The organism is Flavobacterium maritimum, assembly GCF_040049085.1.
GTDB classification, from domain to species: domain Bacteria; phylum Bacteroidota; class Bacteroidia; order Flavobacteriales; family Flavobacteriaceae; genus Flavobacterium; species Flavobacterium maritimum.
The window spans coordinates 733,944-752,246 of the sequence record NZ_JBDLZY010000002.1; the positions used below are offsets into that span (position 1 = coordinate 733,944).

Below are 18,303 nucleotides of genomic sequence, written 5' to 3' on the forward strand. Positions count from 1 at the left end.
TTTTATTTAAAAAGATAAAAATAATACATCATGAAAAAAACTCTTCTTCTAATTTGTTTTGCTTGTCTTAACTTGATGGTTTCGGCACAGGAAAAAGCATTGCCACAATTAAACAAGACTAACATAAAACAAGTCATCAAAGCATTAACCCTTGATGAAAAAGTAAAATTAGTCGTGGGTATGGGCATGTATATTCCGGGAGCTCCAGCTGGTTTATTACCTCCTAATGATCCCGAAGATGACAAAATAGCTCCTAAAGTTCCGGGAACCTCCGGTAGAACACACGCCATAAACCGTTTAGGAATTCCTAGTATTACCCTATCGGACGGGCCGGCTGGAATTCATTTTATGGATTTAACCAATGCCAAACCAAAATATGCGACAGCCATCCCAATAGGTACATTATTGGCCAGCACTTGGGATACCATTATGACAAAAAAAGCGGGCGAAATATTAGGTCGTGAAGCTAAGGATTATGGAATCGATATTGTACTGACCCCTGCTTTTAATATCCAAAGAAATCCTTTGGGAGGTCGAAATTTCGAATACTATTCTGAAGACCCTTTCCTTTCAGGTACTATTGCCGCGGCGGTAACTAACGGTATTCAAAAATATGGTATTGGTGTTTCCGTAAAACATTTTGCAGCTAATAATACCGAAACCAACAGAATGAAATTGAACACGATTGTTAGCGAACGTGCCTTAAGGGAAATCTACCTGAAAGGTTTTGAAATAGCAGTCAAAAAATCAAATCCTTGGACGTTGATGACTTCGTACAATCTAATCAATGGTACTTACACTTCCGAAAGCAAAAATTTGTTAAACAATATTTTACGCAAAGAATGGGGCTTTAAAGGTCTGGTGATGAGTGATTGGTTTGCTGGACAAAATGCGGCTATTTCCCTAGGAGCTGGAAATGATTTGCAAATGCCGGGAAGACCAGATCAGGCGCAAACCATTATCAATGCGGTAAAAAACGGTTCGCTTGCTATGAGTGATTTGGATTCGAGTGTCGAACGCATGTTAAATCTTGTTGTAAAAACCATTACGTTCAATAATTACAACTATTCAAATGAGCCTAATTTAGCGGCAAACGCAGCTATTTCCAGAATGGTAGCATCAGAAGGAATGGTTTTATTAAAAAATGACCATGCGTTACCATTATCAAAATCCAGTACTATTGCCTTATTTGGTAATGCTTCTTATGACATTATTGCGGGAGGGACTGGCAGTGGAGATGTGGTAAAGAAATATACGATTTCTCTTGACGAGGGCTTAGTAAATTCTGGATTCAAACTACAACAAAACAGCAAGTCTATTTATGAAGATTATATAAAATCAGAAAACGCAAAAAAACCGGCTCCTTCATTTATGGACGTTTTTAATCCTTTTTATATAAAAGAAATGGAGGTTAAAAACGAGATGGTTATAGAATCAGCCGCTAATGCTGATGTTGCTATTATCACAATCGGCAGAATCTCCGGCGAATCTAAAGACCGTAAAGTAGAAAATGATTTCAATTTAACCGATGCTGAAAAGCAAACACTTCAAACACTTTCAGAATCTTTCCATGCTAAAAACAAGAAAGTTATTGTGATTATCAATTCTGGTGGTATTATTGAAATGGCGAGTTGGAGTCATTGGGCAGATGCTATTTTGATGGCTTGGCAACCGGGTATGGAGGGTGGTAATGCCATAGCCGATATAGTATCAGGTAAAGTAAACCCATCAGGAAAATTAACGGCTACATTTCCTATTTCCTATACCGACGTACCTTCATCACAAAATTTCCCTGGAAAACAACTTCCTCTTAGAGAAAATGAAACACTGGATCCTGTTATGCCATCGTATCCTGCTGAGATAACCTACGATGATGACATCTATGTGGGTTACCGTTATTTCAACACTAAAAAGATAAAAACGGCTTATGAATTTGGTTTCGGTTTGAGTTACACCCAATTTGAATACAGCACTGTCAAACTCAGTTCAACTGAATTTAAAGATAAAATCACGGCAACGATTACCATAAAAAACAGTGGTACAACCGCAGGAAAAGAAGTAGTACAATTGTATTTAAGCGCTCCTTCCGAAAAATTGAAAAAACCTTCAGAAGAGCTGAAAGGATTTGCAAAAACTAAATTATTACAGCCGAACGAATCACAAACTATCAAATTCACTCTTACACCTGAAGAATTAGCGTCTTATGACCCTAGCCTTTCTTCTTGGATAGCCGAAGCGGGAAAATATACTATTCGAACTGGAGCCTCTTCATTGGATATCAAACAAACAAAAGAGTTCAGCTTGAAAAAGGATATAAAAATAAAATAAACAGATGCTAAAATGAGTCCTATTAAAACCAAATTAATTCCAACGGTACTTCTATTGCTGCTACAAGCAGTAGTGCATGCTCAGGTAACTTACCAGAATCCTGTGCTGCCGGGATTTTACCCAGACCCAAGTATCTGTAAGATAAATGACGACTATTATATGGTGAACAGCAGTTTTGGATATTTTCCGGGAGTGCCAATTTTTCACAGTAAAAATTTAGTCAATTGGGAACAAATTGGCTATGTCTTGAATAGAGAGGAACAATTACCATTATCGAAAGCGCAAACTACTTTGGGTATTTTTGCACCTACTATCCGATACCATAATGGTTTGTTTTATATGATAACGACCAATATTACCGATAAAGGTAATTTTTATGTAACAGCAAAAAATCCTGCCGGCCCTTGGTCAAATCCAATCTGGATAGCGACTCCAGGTATTGACCCTAGCTTGTTTTTTGACGATACTGGCAAAGTCTATGTTACGTCCGCGCAAAATTGGGGAGCCGTAAAAAATCGTATTGTGATGTCCGAAATAGATATCACAACCGGAAAACTGCTTTCAGAACCCGTAACGATTTGGAAAGGAACCGGTGGTAAATATCCGGAAGGCCCACATTTATATAAAAAAGACGGTTTATATTATTTGATGATAGCAGAAGGTGGAACAGAATACGGACATAAAGTTACCATCGCCAGAAGCAAAAACATTTGGGGAACTTATGAATCTAATCCCGCTAATCCCATACTGACACACGCCAATTCCAACGAAGAAAACAATCCGATTCAAGGTACAGGCCATGCGGATTTAGTTCAGACTACCGATGGTTCTTGGTTTATGGTAGCACTAGGATTCCGCCCTTTAAACGACCACCAAATTTTAGGAAGGGAAACCTTTTTAACTCCGGTAGTTTGGAACCCAAACGAATGGCCGGTTGTAAATGCTACTGGCTCTATTTCTTTGGACATGAAAGTGGATAAACTTCCTGGACAACTGAGCGTTAAAAACTACGATCAGATGGAAGATTTTTCTAAAGATCAATTGGGATTGGAATGGAATTACATCAACAATCCAACACCTCAAAACTACTCGCTAACAGAACGTAAAGGATATTTAAGACTTCTTGGAAGTGAAAAATCCTTGAGTGAAAATCCGGGCGTAACCTTTGTAGGCAGAAGACAACAGCAATTTAATTTTAATGCTGTTACTACAATTGATTTTAATCCGATTACTGACAATGAGGAGGCAGGAATTACAATGTACAAAGATGCTTTACATCATTACAAACTATTTATTCGGAAAATCGGAAAAGAACGGGAACTCGTTTTGGCGTATCATATTGGTACCATCAAGGCGGTTGAAAAGCGAATGCCTTTAAAAAAAGGAACTGTAAAATTGAGTGTTTCGGGAACACCAGAGTTTTATGAATTTGGTTTTTCACAAGAAAATGATTCTATAACAACACTCGGAAAAGTGGAAACAAAATACTTAAGTACCGAAACAGCAGGAGGTTTTACCGGAGCATATATCGGTTTGTACGCCACTGGGAACAATGCAAAATCTAAAGCAACTGCCGATTTTGATAATTTTATTTACAAAGTAGTCCAACAGTAATTCTAAAGATCCGATGACGAACCAGACAATTACACTTTACTAAGAATCAACCATAAAAACAAAAAAATGGAAAAAAGAACAAACAAATACAAACTGAAATTGGAACTGTTAGCAACAGCAAAAGTCGATGATACAAACTATCCCCCAATAGAATTAGAGTTTGACAATCATGATAATATATTCACCATTGTTGAAAGGATGAAACAAAGAAATATTTTTCACACTGAAAACCAAGCCGTTGAATTTGCTATTGGATTAAAAATGTTTAGCGAAGTCATGTTAAAAAACAGAGAGAATGAACTTTTTACTGAGTTTAGACCTGCTTTTAGTGAGTTTATGAAAAAGCTAAAATCAACCCCAACTCAAAACGAAGACAAAAAAGAATAAAAATAAAGGCAAAATGAACTTACCAATTAGACGAATTGTAACGGGCCATACTCCAGAAGGTACTGCGGTATTTGCTTCCGACGAAGAATTTAATACCGTTATTATCCCTACTGGCGATGCAGCTATGGCAACATTATGGACAACAACTAGCGTTCCAGCAGATTGCAATGACGAAATCGATGGTGCCAAAAGAGATGCAGGAACGACACTAAAAGGAGGTTCGGTAATTCGTATTGTAGATATGTTACCAGGGGCTTCTTCCCCACTTCACCGAACAAACAGTATCGATTATGGAATTGTAATTACCGGCGAAATCGAATTGGAATTAGAAAATGAAACTTCAAAGAGAATTGGTGCAGGAGAAATTATTATTCAACGCGGTACATTACATAAATGGAGAAACCCAAGTGAAACGGAAATTTGTAGAATTGTTTTTGTACTCATTGAGTCAAAACCATACGAGATTAACGGAATCCCACTTCCTGAATATATGCAACATTAAAAATCCATTACTATAACAGTTCTGCATAATTATTAAATCTTCAATCCGAATGCTTTTTGTCTAATGAAACGAAAAATGAGGAATTGGAAATAAATTCAAATGACAAAATCAAAAGAAATTAATATAAAATCCCTAATTATCGTATTGGGCTGTTTGAATGGCCTGATGCCTTTTTCAACCGATTTATACTTACCTGCATTCCCCGCGATGGCTGAAAATTTAGGTACAAATGCCGGTCTGGTAACCCTTTCTATGAGTACTTTTTTTGCCGGGGCGTGTGTGGGTCAATTTTTTAATGGTCCCCTCTTGGATCGCTTTGGACGTAAAAACCCAATGTTAATAGCCTTATTCTTTTTTTTCCTGACTTCTTTAGGATGTGCTATGGCAAATAATATCACGGTTTTATGTGTCTTTCGCTTTTTTCAGGCTATTAGTATCAGCGTTTGTGCCGTGGGAAGTCGTGCTATGGTTAGAGATGTATTTCCTGTAGAAAAAATTGCTTCTATATTTTCGACCCTTTCTCTTGTTATGGGAGTTGCACCTATTATAGCGCCAACACTAGGAAGTTTTATTTTGCTCTTTTCAGATTGGAAAGGCATTTTTATCTTTTTGGCAATAATGGCTTTGGCTTTATTAGTTGCGCTTCATTTTTTTCTTCCCCATGTAAAAGAAGCTGACAGCAACTATTCTTTAAAACCTAAAGCCATATTGGGAAATTATAAAAAAGTAATCCAAACCAAAGGATATATCGGATACACTATCATTACCGCTTTGGCCTCTGCCGTATTATTCAGTTGGATTTCCAGCTCTTCTTTGATATTTATTGGAATTTTAGGAATTAGCAAACAGCATTTTGGATGGATATTCGCCTGTACTGCTTCCTGTATGATTCTGGGAAGTCAGATAAACAGACTATTATTACGAAAATTTTCCAGCCATACGATCGCACTTTGGGCTGTGGGCTTGCAATTACTGGTTTGCTGCTTTCTTCTTTATACCGCTATGTATTCTTTAACCGTAATTCATTTGCTGCTAGGAATGTGCTTTTTTATGTTGTTTCTATCCTTGATTACCCCTAATACCATGGCCATTACTATACGTCCCTTTACAGAAAACATAGGCAGTGCCAATGCTATTATGGGGGTTACACAAATGGCATTTAGTGCTTTAATCACCGGAATCCTTAGCTATTTTCAGAATGGCAGCGCGGTTCCCATGGTGACAACTATGCTTGTATTAAGCAGCGTGAGCTTTAGCATGCAATATTTTTTAAAACCAAAAACAACATGAAAAGATTTGAAAACAAAGTTTGCCTGGTCACTGGCGCCTCATCAGGAATAGGAAAAGCTACAGCACTTTCCTTTGCAAAAGAAGGAGCCAAAGTAGTTGTTTCGGATGTGAATGAACAAGCTGGAGCAGTTGTGGTAAAAGAAATTATGGATTTAGGCCATCAGGCGATATTCGTAAAATGTGATATTTCAAAAAGAGAAGAAGTAGAAAACCTGATACAGCAAACCGTAGCCCAATTTGGTCGATTGGATTGCGCCATAAATTCTGCCGGAATAGCGGGGTCGCTCTCGTTACCCACACATGAATACCCAGAAGAAGCCTGGTTGCAACAAATTAATATCAACTTAACCGGAACTTGGTATTGTGTAAAATACCAGCTAATCGAAATGCTAAAACATGGCGGCGGCAATATCGTATGTGTCGCATCGGCGGCCGGATTAGTGGGACAACCAGAAAACGTTCCCTACTCGGCATCCAAACATGGCGTGATTGGTATTGTAAAAAGTGCCGCAATAGAATATGCCACTAAAAATATTCGTGTCAACGCCATTTGCCCAACCGCTATTGAAACCCCGATGATTATGGAAGGCAGAAGAAAACTGGCACACAACCCAGAAGCATTGCAAGCGGCTGTCAATTTACAACGAATGAAAAGAATGGGACAACCACAAGAAGTTGCCGATGTGGCTTTGTGGATGTGTTCTGATCAATCGACTTTTATTACAGGTCATGCCATGGCGGTAGATGGCGGCGCATTTGCATAAAAAGAATACAAAAAACAGCAAATAAGCCTACAAAAAAGACAAATGAATTGATTTTGAATAGCATTAGAATTAGTTTGATTCACTCCTATTTCTAAATCAATATAAATTTGTAAAATAAATTACACTAAATATAAAAAAACCAGTAAATAAAAATAAAAATGGCAAAGAACCCACATTATTTTTCACAATTAGCTCACGTAGAAGTTTTGACAACAGATTTAGATAAATCTGTCGAATTTTTTCGCGATGTAGTAGGAATGGATGAAACAGCAAGAGAAAATAATTCTGTTTACTTAAGAGCTTGGGGTGATTATTTTCATCACACCTTGAAACTCACGCAAAGTGAGAAATCAGGCTTAGGACATTTAGGCTGGCGTGCCGATAGCCCTGAAGCTTTAGAAGAAGTAGTCGCTTATCTAGAGAAAACCGGAGCGGGTATTGGTTGGGATGAAGGAGATCTGGGACATGGAAAAGCCTATCGCTTTAAATCTCCGGAAGGTCATATTCATGAAGTGTTTTGGGATGTTGTTTGGTTGCGCGCAGAAGGAGAAACAGGAAGTATTTACACAGATCGTTATGCCAGTAACCGTCTTAAAGGCGCTAACCCACGCCGACTTGATCACGTAACTTACATGGTAGCTAAAGGTAAATACGCAGCCGAAAAAGAATTTTGGCAAGGTCTGGGTTTAAGAAATCCGGACGAAATCCGAATTGCTGATGACATCCCGCCTATTGGTGGTTTATGGACTACCGGAAATCTTTCTCACGATATTGCTATTTTCTCCGATCCAAATATTGGCGAAAACGAAGCGGTTCTAAATCACATCTGTTGGAATGTGGACAGCCGAGAAGAAGTTCTGTTGGCATTAGATTATTTTATCGAAAAAGGATACAAAAGTGTTATGGGAGCTCCTACCCGTCACAAAGCTGACGAAGGATTCTTCATTTATATAGTTGATCCGGGAAGTGGTATTTTATTCGAATACTACGCTTGCGCCAGATTGGTTTTCGCACCTGACCATTTAGATGTTCACTATTTAAAAGACAATCCAAACGATGCTTGGGGATCAGCCAATCCATTTGCAGAAATGGCAAAAGGTAAAAAACTAGGATTAACAGATGGAGTGGTAAAACCAGCCGATGTATAATCTAAAATAATTAAGTGTTGTCAGTTGTAAAAAATCAATAAAATTTTTACAACTGGTATTCACTAAAAATGATAACTTATTAATAGAAAAAATTATGTGGCACTATTTTCCAGGGCAATACATGCCTTCTTATCAAGTAAACCGTGCGCTTACCCAGGCACATTATGGAGGAGGCGAATTTGCAGAAATATTAGAAGTAGCTAGTAAAATAGACCCTAATAACAGAGAATCCTATAATGAAGCTTGGCTGGAAATGGGAAATCCCGTTTACGAACTTGCCGAAGATTTTGAAAAAAACGGTAACTTTATTTCAGCCAGAAGAACCTATCTGAGAGCCTTTAATTACCTGCGTTCGGCTGAGTTTTTTATGAACCTTGGCCATGAGAAAAAAATACCGACTTATTTAAAAGCAAGAGAAGCGTTCCTGAGAGCAATTAAATATTTTGATGAAAAAGTATTGCAGGTTGAAGTTCCTTTTGAAGGTTCCTTTCTTCCAGGGTATTTGTTTAAACCGGCAGGAGTAAAAAACCCGCCGATGATGATTATGTTTGGTGGCTTGGATAGTTTGGCTGAGGAGCTTTATTTTGGTATTGGCCAGCATTTAAACGAGCGTGGCATTGCGCTTTTGGCAATGGATGGACCAGGTCAGGGAGCCGCTTTGCGTTTAAATAATATCCATACGCGTCATGATTACAATGTTGCAGGTACAGCCGTTTTAGATTGGAGTATTGAAAATTTAAAAGACGAAATAGCCGTTGATCGCATTGGTATCGGAGCGGTTTCTATGGGAGGTTATATGGCTGCCCGTTGTGCTGCTTTTGAACCGCGTTTCAAAGTATGTATGGTTTACGGTGCCGTTTGGTCTTATTATGATGTTTGGGCAGGACGTCCAGACAGTCATCCACTGGCAGAAATTGTTCAGCATATCGTGGGAGCTCCAGACATGACGGAAACTCGCAAAAGACTGGAAGGTTTTACACTTGAAAATGGTGTTGCCGAAAAAATTTCGATGCCTACTTATATTCTTCATGGTGAAGATGATAAACAAAATTTTGTTGAACATGCTTACAACCTTGAAAAACATTTAACTTGCGAGCATAAGTTAGAAGTAATTCCGACAGGAGAAAGTGGTTCGCAACATTGCCAAATTGATGATTTCACCAAGACATTTAACATGTATGATTGGATCGCTAAAAGACTGTAAACTGTCATAATAACTGATTTTAATTACAAAAACCGACTAAATTATGAAGTCCATAAATAAAGTATTAATTGTTGGTGGTGGCATTGGTGGTCAATCTGCTAGTATTGCTCTTAGACAAATAGGTATTGAAGTAGAAATAGTAGAACTGCAACCAAAATTTGATGTGTATGGTGTGGGAATCATTCAACAGGCAAACGCTTTAAGGGCACTTGACACTTTAGGTTGTGCAGATGAGGCCCTTAGAAGAGGTTCGCCCTACCCTATGGTAAAAATGTGTACGCCTACCGGTCACCAAATAGCCGAAGCCGGAACGCCACCTATTGGACGATTTCCGAGTCATAATGGAATCTCAAGAAAAGTTTTACACGAAGTATTATTAGAAAGAAGTAAAGAAGTTGGGGCGGTATACCGTATGGGGCTTACTGTTGATACAATTACAGATAAGGAAGATGGCGTTGATGTTGTTTTCTCTGATGGATCTACAGGAAGTTATGATATTTTGATTGGTGGAGACGGTATAAACTCTAAAGTTAGAAATTTAATTTTTGGGGAATCAAAACCTAATTATGTGGGATTATCTAACTGGCGCTATGCTTTTAAAAGACCCAAGGATTTAGATACGGGATATATATATTTTGGCAAAAAAAGTAAATTAGGAATAATTCCTATGACAGAAGATAGTTGCTACATTTTTGTAGTTTCTGCAGAAGGTGCTGATAATCCTTTTATAACAGAGGACCAAATGATTCCAAAGTTACAGTCTTACATGGCAGAATATCCTATTCCCATGATACAAGGCTTAATCGATCAGGTAGTCGATCCAAAACTGGTAAACTACAGACCATTAGAAACTTTAGATCTTCCGGCACCTTGGTACAAAGGAAATGTTATTATTATTGGTGATGCAGCCCATGCAACGATTCCACAATTAGGTTCAGGTGCGGCATTGGCTATTGAAGATGCTGTAGTATTGGCCGAAGAAATTAAAAAGCAAGATGGTGTCGATGCTATTTTTTCAAGATTCATGGAACGCAGATACGACCGTTGTAAAATGGTTGTTGAAGCTTCTGAAAAACTCGGAGAATGGGAATTAATGACATTCGAAGGAAAACCATTGCCGGAAGGCGCCAATATTGGAGCGACAATGGGAAAAACATGCATGGCACTTACACAACCCATTTAAAAAATTAAGATGAAATTAATAACATTCGAAAATAAAGCAGGCGAAAGTCGCATTGGCTGGTTAGATAATGTTTCGGTAGTAGATATGAATCTGGCCGATTCAAGACTGCCGACAGACATGCTTTCGTTCATAGACAATCATGAAGCTAATTTTAAAATCATAAAGGAACTTGGCGAGGTAAAACCGCACTATTTTCTAAATGAAGTAAAACTATTGGCTCCTTTGCCAAACCCAAGAAGCTTTAGAGATTATATTGGTTTTGAACAACACATGTTGAATGCTTCTAAATCCTTTGGTCATACGGTTGGAGAGGCTTGGTACGAAATGCCTATTTTCTATTTCACCAATCATCATGGTGTTTATGGACCAAATGACGCCATTAAACGTCCTGAAAAAGAAACGAAACTGGATATCGAATTGGAAATGGCGGTTATTATTGGCAAGAAAGGAAAAGACATCAAAGCTGAAAATGCAGAGGATTATATTTTTGGTTATACGGTTTTTAATGACTGGACTGCGCGCGCCATCCAAAAGTACGAAATGACTGTACCTCTTGGCCCCCACAAAGGAAAGGATTTCGCTAATGCTATTGGACCGTGTATCGTTACCAAAGATGAGTTTGAAAAATACCGTTGCAGTATTTCAAGGGAATCACATCCGGAACATTTGGCCATGCCAAAAAGCACAACCGACCGTTTCGATATCAAAATGACTTCTAAAATTAATGGTGAAACAATATGCGAAGGAAACTATAAAACCGTTCATTGGACTTTCCCTCAAATGATGGAACGTGCTTCAGAAAACAATGTAACGCTTATGCCCGGAGATATTTTAGGTTCAGGAACTGTGGGCTGGGGCAGTTTAATTGAAAATAATTTTTCTGTTCATCGTCCTTTGGAACCTGGTGATGTGGTAGAACTAGAAATTGAAGGAATTGGAATCCTGAAAAACACAGTTGTATAATACGCTTACATAAATATTTTGAATTAGTGATTAAATATCTGAAGCACCCGTTGTTTTAGATATTTTTTTGGTTGCGGTAATTCCCAGATATAAACTCCAAAACGTATTAAAAAACGCATTAAAATTTGAATCCAAAAGATAGCATAACGCTATCTTTTTTTATTATTAAAATAAGCTACCTTTGCAAAAACTAATACAGGGTATCTATTTAAAACTAGAGACTTAATTAGAGACCTATGCTTTCTTAATATATTAAAATGCTGTTTTACAGCTGCAAAAATTACATGAATTACTTATCTGTTGAAAATATCTCTAAATCCTTTGGTGAGAGAACATTGTTTGAAAATATTTCTTTTGGAATTAACAAAGATCAAAAAATTGCATTTATAGCCAAAAATGGTTCAGGAAAAACGACCATCATGAGTATCATTAATGGTTTAGACGAACCAGATACAGGACAGGTTGTTTTGAGAAAAGGCATTAAAATGGCGTTCCTCTCACAAGACAATAACCTACAGGATGAATTGACGATTGAAGAAAGTATTTTCGCTTCCGATAACGAAACTTTGAAGGTGATTGAACGCTACGAAAAAGCACTTGAAAATCCGGAAGATGAAGAAGCGTACCAAAAAGCTTTTGACCAAATGGACCAATACAATGCCTGGGATTTTGAAACACAGTTCAAGCAAATTTTGTTCAAATTAAAGCTGGAAGATTTCAAATTGAAAGTAAAAAATCTTTCAGGTGGCCAGAAAAAACGTTTGTCATTGGCTATTATCCTGATTAATCGTCCCGACTTATTAATTCTTGACGAGCCTACCAATCACTTGGACTTAGAGATGATTGAATGGTTAGAAAGTTATTTTGCCAAAGAAAACATCACCTTGTTTATGGTGACACACGACCGTTTCTTTTTGGAACGTGTTTGTAATGAAATCATCGAATTAGACAACGGAAAATTATACCAATACAAAGGAAATTACTCTTACTATTTAGAGAAAAAAGAAGAGCGTATTGCCTCAGAAAACGCCAGTGTGGACAAAGCACAAAACCTTTTTGTAAAAGAATTGGAATGGATGCGCCGTCAGCCAAAAGCAAGAACAACCAAATCAAAATCGCGTCAGGATGACTTTTATGTGATTAAGGAAAAAGCACAAAGTCGTCGTCGCGAAAATAAAGTCGAGCTTGAAATTAATATGGAACGAATGGGAAGCAAGATTATTGAGCTTCACAAGATTTCCAAAAAATTTAAAGATCGCGTGATTTTGGATAATTTCAGTTTTGACTTCCAACGAGGAGAACGCATTGGGATTATTGGAAAAAACGGAACCGGAAAATCTACTTTCCTGAATTTATTAACGGGTACTATTCCCGTTGATGGCGGAAAAGTAATTGTGGGTGAAACGATTAAAATGGGGTATTACACCCAAAGCGGTATCAATCCAAAACCGGGACAAAAAGTTATTGATATCATCAAAGAATACGGTGAATACATTCCGTTAACGAAGGGGAAAATTATTTCGGCCGGACAATTGCTGGAACGTTTTCTTTTTGACCGAAAAAAACAGCACGACTATGTAGAAAAACTAAGTGGTGGTGAATTGAAACGTTTGTATTTATGTACGGTTCTGATTCAGAATCCAAACTTCCTGATTCTCGATGAGCCAACAAACGATTTGGATATTGTAACCTTAAATGTCTTGGAAAGCTTCCTTTTGGATTATCCCGGATGTTTATTGGTAGTTTCCCACGACCGTTACTTTATGGATAAAATTGTAGACCACTTATTTGTCTTTAGAGGCGAAGGTGAAATTGAAGATTTCCCAGGAAATTACTCTGATTTCAGAGCGTACGAAGACAGTGCTGATGTCGCTCAAAAAGAAGAAAACAAAGCCGAGAAGAAAGATTGGAAACAAAACAATCCAACAGGAAACTTGACTTTCAACGAACAAAAAGAATATCAAAAAATCGAAAGAGAAATCAAGGATTTAGAAATTCAGAAAACGAATATTGAACAACTCTTTTCAGACGGAAAAATTGAAGAATCAGCGATCGAAAAGAAAGCGAACGAGTTGAAAAACATCATCAATAAAATTGAAGAGAAAGAGGAACGATGGTTTGAATTGAGTGCGAAGATAGAAGGATAAAATTAGTATCCCATGTTCAGTCGCAGTTTGCCGTGAACACTTTCTTAAAATAAAATGTAACAACACCCATAACAGAATGAGATTTTGTTGTGGGTGTTGTTTTTTAGCAAAAAAGCGATTTAAAATTAGTACGAAAAAGTAGAACAAAATAAAAGTTCCACTGATGTTTTGTAGTTTATTTTGTATATTTTTGAGGGAAATAAAACATGAGGTTAATGAGACCAAGCCAGCTCATTTTGGGTAGATTGGGATGGTTTTGTCAGACCTATATATAAGTTAGCACCTATACAACCAAAAAACGAAAAACAACAATGAAATCAAAATTAATAACAATTTCAATTCTAATACTTACGGTACTTATATTTAGTTTCACTAATAAAAATGAAATTGACGAATGCTTTATTTCTTTTAAATCATCAACCAATCTAACACCTGCAACACCAGACAGACTTCCTGAAGCTTATAGAAAAGGGAGAAAAGTTGCCACGGATAAAGGCGAAGTCGAAATTACTTGTATTGACGGTTATAGAGTTTTGTATAATAACGACAAAAAAGTTCCCTTTGTAAATCTAAAAGTAGAGCTTTCAGAAAATAAAGAGTATGAAAAGGATCAAAAGAACCTACTAGAAAACTTAAAATATTTAAATTCAAATTCGAGTGGAATGGAAACTAAAAACCTAATTGAACTTGAATTTAATGGTTACAAAATTTATGGCCTTAGCAGAGGAAATATTGAATCTGGAAGTACATTAGGAACATTTATTATGTTCCCTGGAAATGGTGTTACAGTTTATTTCTACTTCAACAATCTCAAACCAGAATACAGAAATTTTGAAAATGTTGACGACTACAAAAAACAGCGTGATAAATTTATTAATGAGTACACAAAATACTTGACAACTTGCAAAGGTGAATAAATACAGGTGCTAACAGCTACTACAACGGATTTGGGCAATATGCTTAATGGGAAAATGGTTTTGTATTTGGGGGGATTTTGCAAATCCAAATATGGGCTTAATTTAACCCCAAACCCGCTGTAGTAGCGGAACGTTGGCAGCAAGCAAACCGCAGAATCGCAAAACAATAAATTAAACTTAAAATTAATGAACTTATCAGAACTTCTTAAAGAAATTTATGATTCTTCAAAAGATCGAATTAAAACTCCAATTACAGGTGCATACACAATAGCTTTTATTCTTTGGAATTGGAGACCTATTCTTGTCCTTTTATTTGAAGATGCAAAAATATCAGATAAAATAATTGTAATCAATAATGAGTACTGTAATTTAGGAGCAATATTAGGTCCATTTTTAATTGCACTAATAATAACAATAGGAGTTCCATTTTTAATGACATTAATAGATTGGAGTATTTCTTCTCCAAAAAAAACAAGGTTAAAATATGTCTATAAAACAAAAATTTCTGATTCAGAATACCAAATTGATTTAGCAAAACAAGAATTAATACTTCAAGATATAAGATCAGGTAACAAAGAAAAACAAGATTTTATAGATAAAATAAAACAACTTGAAAACCAAATAATTGATTTAAATGAATCGAATAAAACTGTTGTCGATAGTTATAAAAACCAACTTAATGACCTAAATAACACTTTATCCATAAATTTAAAAAGCCAATATAATCGATCTAATAAAAATAATTTTTATCAAAAGATAATAATTGATGAGAACCTAACCGAAATGGATTTAGAACGCTTCTCACGATTTCCTAAAGACACAAATTCTGATATTCCTTTTGTTAACATAGGAGCAAAAATTATAAATATCTTCAGAAAATATGATTTTTTACAAAAAACAAAAGATTCAGATAATTTTTTAAATGAAGCTGGTTTAAGCTTTGTAAAATGGGTTCTGAACCAAGCAGCAAGCATTCATTCATAAATAAGCCAGCTGCCAACAGCTACTACAACGGATTTGGGCAATTGGCTTAATGGAAAGTTGGTTTTGTATTTGGGATGATTTGCTTCGCCTGTTCGCTATCGCTCGGGTGGCAAATCCGAAGAATGGGCTTAATTTAATCCCAAACCCGCTACCAGAACGTTCGGCGAGACCTTCGAGCGACAGTAAACAAAAAAAATGAAAGAAATGAAAAAAATATTGACCCTTGTAGCAATTATTTGCATCAACTTATGTTCGTATTCGCAAACTAATAATCCAAATGAAATTACAGCCGAAGGAAACTCAAAAATTAATATAAAACCTGATATTGGAATTTTTAAAATTACTGTAGAAAAAAGAAATGAAATTGAAAAAATAGCAATAAAAGAATTAAATGATGAAATTGGAAAATTGCAAGACGTATTAATGAAAATTGGATTTTCTAACAAGGAAATCAAAATTTCAGACTTTGAACTCAATTCTGAACAAAATCGAGAGGAGAAAAAAATATATTATGCATCGAATTCTTTGAAAGTTGAATTTGGAATTAACAATATACTTATTGATTTGTTTTATCAAGAAATTCAATTAGGAAATTTTAAAGATTTAGATGTGGAATTTGAAACTCAAATATCAAGTGAACTTGAAAATATATCAAGAAAAAAATTAGTTAAATTAGCAATTTCTGATGCAAAAAGTAATGCGGAGAATATTGCAAGTGAACTAAATTTGAAATTAGTAAATATAAAAAAAGTTACAAAATATGGTGAACATGATTATGACGAAATGATTTCCGGAAGTGCTGTTAAATTTGTAAAACCAAGTCTTAAATCTGCATCAGAAGTAATACAAAAAACATCTTTTGACAAATTTGAAGTTGAAGAAAAACAACTTGAAGAAACAATCACAATAATATACGAAATAACAAAAAGTTAAAAAAGTAATCGCATACATTCTCCCGCCTTTGTTCCTATTCTAACAGGCAAAAACAATATGACAAAACGACTTCTCTCCACTCTTTTATTCCTGACAATACTAAGTGCGTCTTATGGACAACAATTGAATTTTGCTAAACAAATAGACGCTGTAGTTTCTGATAAAAAAACAAAACCGTTTAACGGAATAATACTTATTTCACAAAAGGGAAAGACAAAATATTCAAAAATTCATGGCTATTCGGATATTGACAAAAAAAAGGATTTAAAATTTAATGACCAATTTGTAATCGGTTCCATTAGCAAGCAGTTTACAGCAGTTTTGGCACTTCGGGAATTTGACAAAAGAAAGCTTGATTTAACTACACCAATTCGTAAATATTTACCAGAACTGACACAAAGTTGGGCAGATACAGTTACTGTCCATCATTTATTAACACATATGCACGGCATCGTGCAACTTGATGAGCCCACAATATTTACAGTAGGAACTCAATATTCCTATTCACAAATTGGCTATGATTTATTAGCTAAAATTGTCGAGAAAACTTCGGGTAAAACATTCGCAGAACTTTCTAAAAACCTATTTGAAGAATGTGGGATGAAAAATACTTTTCATCCAGACCAAAAGGAATATAAAAATTTGGTGAAAGGCTACACAGAAAATGAAAACGGAAAAATTGAATTTGAAACCAAAACTTTTCAAAATTATGTTGCTGCCGGTTCTTTCATATCAACAGCCGAAGATTTAAACATTTGGAACAAAACATTCTATAGTGGGAAATTGCTAAAAGGGGAAACCATGAAAATGCTGGAGACCAAACAAAAAGGCGCTGTCAGAAACCATCCTCTTTTTGGCGTTACCGAATATGGCTATGGAATAACGGTTGACACAAAAGACGCTATTTTACAATATGGACAGACGGGTTTTGCCCCAGGATTTGTTTCAATGAACTATTACTTTCCGAAAACCCAGACCAGTGTCATTGTACTTGAAAATATTGTCTATGACACGGATGACTTAAAAAAGACATTTTATTATCATACCGAAATTTTGAAAATTATTAGAAACGAAATAAAAAACTATAACTAACAGCAAAAGGTTCTCTGAATGAGCGGCTCAAGCAATAAACTCCTAATGCCCCACACTCCTTTAAGTATAAAATAGCTCTAGATTACACTCCAAATATCTATGATTTTTGCGGCACCTCAACGCAAAAAAACCGCTAAGTAAAACCCTTTCTTTGAATTAAAATCCTTAAATTTATAATAGATTTTTGCAGATTCTATTCCAAGTTGGGAACAGAAAATAATTATGGTTACTACTGGTATTGAGCCAGCTAATTAATTTTAATATTCTAATTATTAATCCTATACTTAGTTATCATGATAAATTTTAGTTTAAGACCACAAGGCGATTTTATCTGGACTGCCGAATACCGAGAGTTATATGTCCTGACAGAACATTGGCAGTCAGATTTGAAATTCTATAAAGGTGATTTGCATTTTTTGTATCATCTTATTGATAAATATTTCATTTGGCTAGTCAATAAAGAAAATTTGGATAAAATGAGAAATATAGCATCCGGCTTGTCTGAAAATGTCAAAAACTGCGACAGACTGCTGGAGAAAACGTCCAAACACCTGTATCATTTGTCCGAACTAATTGATGATCCCTTTAAATATGATTCTCATAAATTTAGAACCGAGCACGAGGAATTAGAAAATGAGATTGCCTCCTTTGTCAAAAAATTCTGGGAAATCAAAAAAGACACTTTTGCTGTTTCGGAACATGTTATCGCAAAAGGTGTTGAAAGACTAAACCCTTAGGCTAATACAAGCCTGAAACCAAGCCGAGCCACTAAAAAAACCACAACAAAATTCAATTTTGTTGTGGTTTTTATTTTATCTGGTAAAGGATTTTTCAATCACAGTTACCG

16 protein-coding genes are annotated in these 18,303 nt (G+C 35.9%); all 16 read left to right on the forward strand.

The annotated features are described in order from the left end of the window. The first annotated feature begins 30 nt into the window (after nt 1–30). The 16 genes from ABEB23_RS07130 to ABEB23_RS07205 all read left to right on the forward strand — a co-directional run bounded on the left by ABEB23_RS07130 (nt 31) and on the right by ABEB23_RS07205 (nt 18,193). The gene (locus tag ABEB23_RS07130) at nt 31–2,328 is read left to right on the forward strand and encodes a glycoside hydrolase family 3 C-terminal domain-containing protein (protein ID WP_348811821.1); all 2,298 of its coding nucleotides are present in this window, start codon (nt 31–33) and stop codon (nt 2,326–2,328) included. Between the two features lie 12 nt (nt 2,329–2,340). Next, nucleotides 2,341–3,942, forward strand: a complete 1,602-nt coding sequence (locus ABEB23_RS07135) for a glycoside hydrolase family 43 protein (RefSeq protein ID WP_348811822.1) — start codon at nt 2,341–2,343, stop codon at nt 3,940–3,942. Nucleotides 3,943–4,008: 66 nt separating this feature from the next. Continuing rightward, entirely contained in the window at nt 4,009–4,329 is a 321-nt protein-coding gene (locus ABEB23_RS07140) for a DUF3861 domain-containing protein (RefSeq protein WP_348811823.1), read from the forward strand. 13 nt (nt 4,330–4,342) lie between these two features. Beyond that, nucleotides 4,343–4,831, forward strand: coding sequence for a cupin domain-containing protein (locus ABEB23_RS07145; RefSeq protein WP_348811824.1), 489 nt, complete (start codon nt 4,343–4,345; stop codon nt 4,829–4,831). A 99-nt stretch (nt 4,832–4,930) separates the two neighbouring features. Continuing rightward, nucleotides 4,931–6,121 (forward strand): multidrug effflux MFS transporter, encoded by a 1,191-nt coding sequence (locus tag ABEB23_RS07150; protein ID WP_348811826.1) that lies wholly within the window; start codon nt 4,931–4,933, stop codon nt 6,119–6,121. Next, entirely contained in the window at nt 6,118–6,885 is a 768-nt protein-coding gene (locus tag ABEB23_RS07155; protein WP_348811827.1) for an SDR family oxidoreductase, read from the forward strand. Before ABEB23_RS07150 ends, ABEB23_RS07155 begins: the two co-directional genes overlap by 4 nt. A gap of 158 nt (nt 6,886–7,043) precedes the next feature. Continuing rightward, nucleotides 7,044–8,033 carry a VOC family protein gene (locus ABEB23_RS07160; protein ID WP_348811828.1) on the forward strand — a complete coding sequence of 330 codons (990 nt, stop codon included), beginning with the start codon at nt 7,044–7,046 and terminating at the stop codon, nt 8,031–8,033. A gap of 94 nt (nt 8,034–8,127) precedes the next feature. Then, nucleotides 8,128–9,237: an alpha/beta hydrolase family protein gene (locus tag ABEB23_RS07165; RefSeq protein ID WP_348811829.1), complete on the forward strand. Its 1,110-nt coding sequence runs from the start codon at nt 8,128–8,130 to the stop codon at nt 9,235–9,237. 43 nt (nt 9,238–9,280) lie between these two features. Beyond that, entirely contained in the window at nt 9,281–10,420 is a 1,140-nt protein-coding gene (locus ABEB23_RS07170) for an FAD-dependent monooxygenase (RefSeq protein ID WP_348811830.1), read from the forward strand. Between the two features lie 9 nt (nt 10,421–10,429). Continuing rightward, complete coding sequence (locus tag ABEB23_RS07175) at nt 10,430–11,383, forward strand: fumarylacetoacetate hydrolase family protein (RefSeq protein WP_348811831.1); 954 nt, start codon at nt 10,430–10,432, stop codon at nt 11,381–11,383. 284 nt (nt 11,384–11,667) lie between these two features. Continuing rightward, on the forward strand, nt 11,668–13,530 hold the full coding sequence (locus ABEB23_RS07180; RefSeq protein ID WP_348811832.1) for an ABC-F family ATP-binding cassette domain-containing protein: 1,863 nt from the start codon (nt 11,668–11,670) through the stop codon (nt 13,528–13,530). A gap of 311 nt (nt 13,531–13,841) precedes the next feature. Next, on the forward strand, nt 13,842–14,447 hold the full coding sequence (locus ABEB23_RS07185) for a hypothetical protein (RefSeq protein WP_348811834.1): 606 nt from the start codon (nt 13,842–13,844) through the stop codon (nt 14,445–14,447). Nucleotides 14,448–14,633: 186 nt separating this feature from the next. Then, nucleotides 14,634–15,431 carry a hypothetical protein gene (locus ABEB23_RS07190; protein ID WP_348811835.1) on the forward strand — a complete coding sequence of 266 codons (798 nt, stop codon included), beginning with the start codon at nt 14,634–14,636 and terminating at the stop codon, nt 15,429–15,431. 195 nt (nt 15,432–15,626) lie between these two features. Next, complete coding sequence (locus ABEB23_RS07195; protein ID WP_348811836.1) at nt 15,627–16,364, forward strand: SIMPL domain-containing protein; 738 nt, start codon at nt 15,627–15,629, stop codon at nt 16,362–16,364. Nucleotides 16,365–16,421: 57 nt separating this feature from the next. Then, nucleotides 16,422–17,456, forward strand: a complete 1,035-nt coding sequence (locus tag ABEB23_RS07200; RefSeq protein ID WP_348811837.1) for a serine hydrolase domain-containing protein — start codon at nt 16,422–16,424, stop codon at nt 17,454–17,456. A gap of 293 nt (nt 17,457–17,749) precedes the next feature. Beyond that, nucleotides 17,750–18,193, forward strand: coding sequence for a hypothetical protein (locus tag ABEB23_RS07205; protein ID WP_348811838.1), 444 nt, complete (start codon nt 17,750–17,752; stop codon nt 18,191–18,193). Nucleotides 18,194–18,303 lie beyond the last annotated feature (110 nt).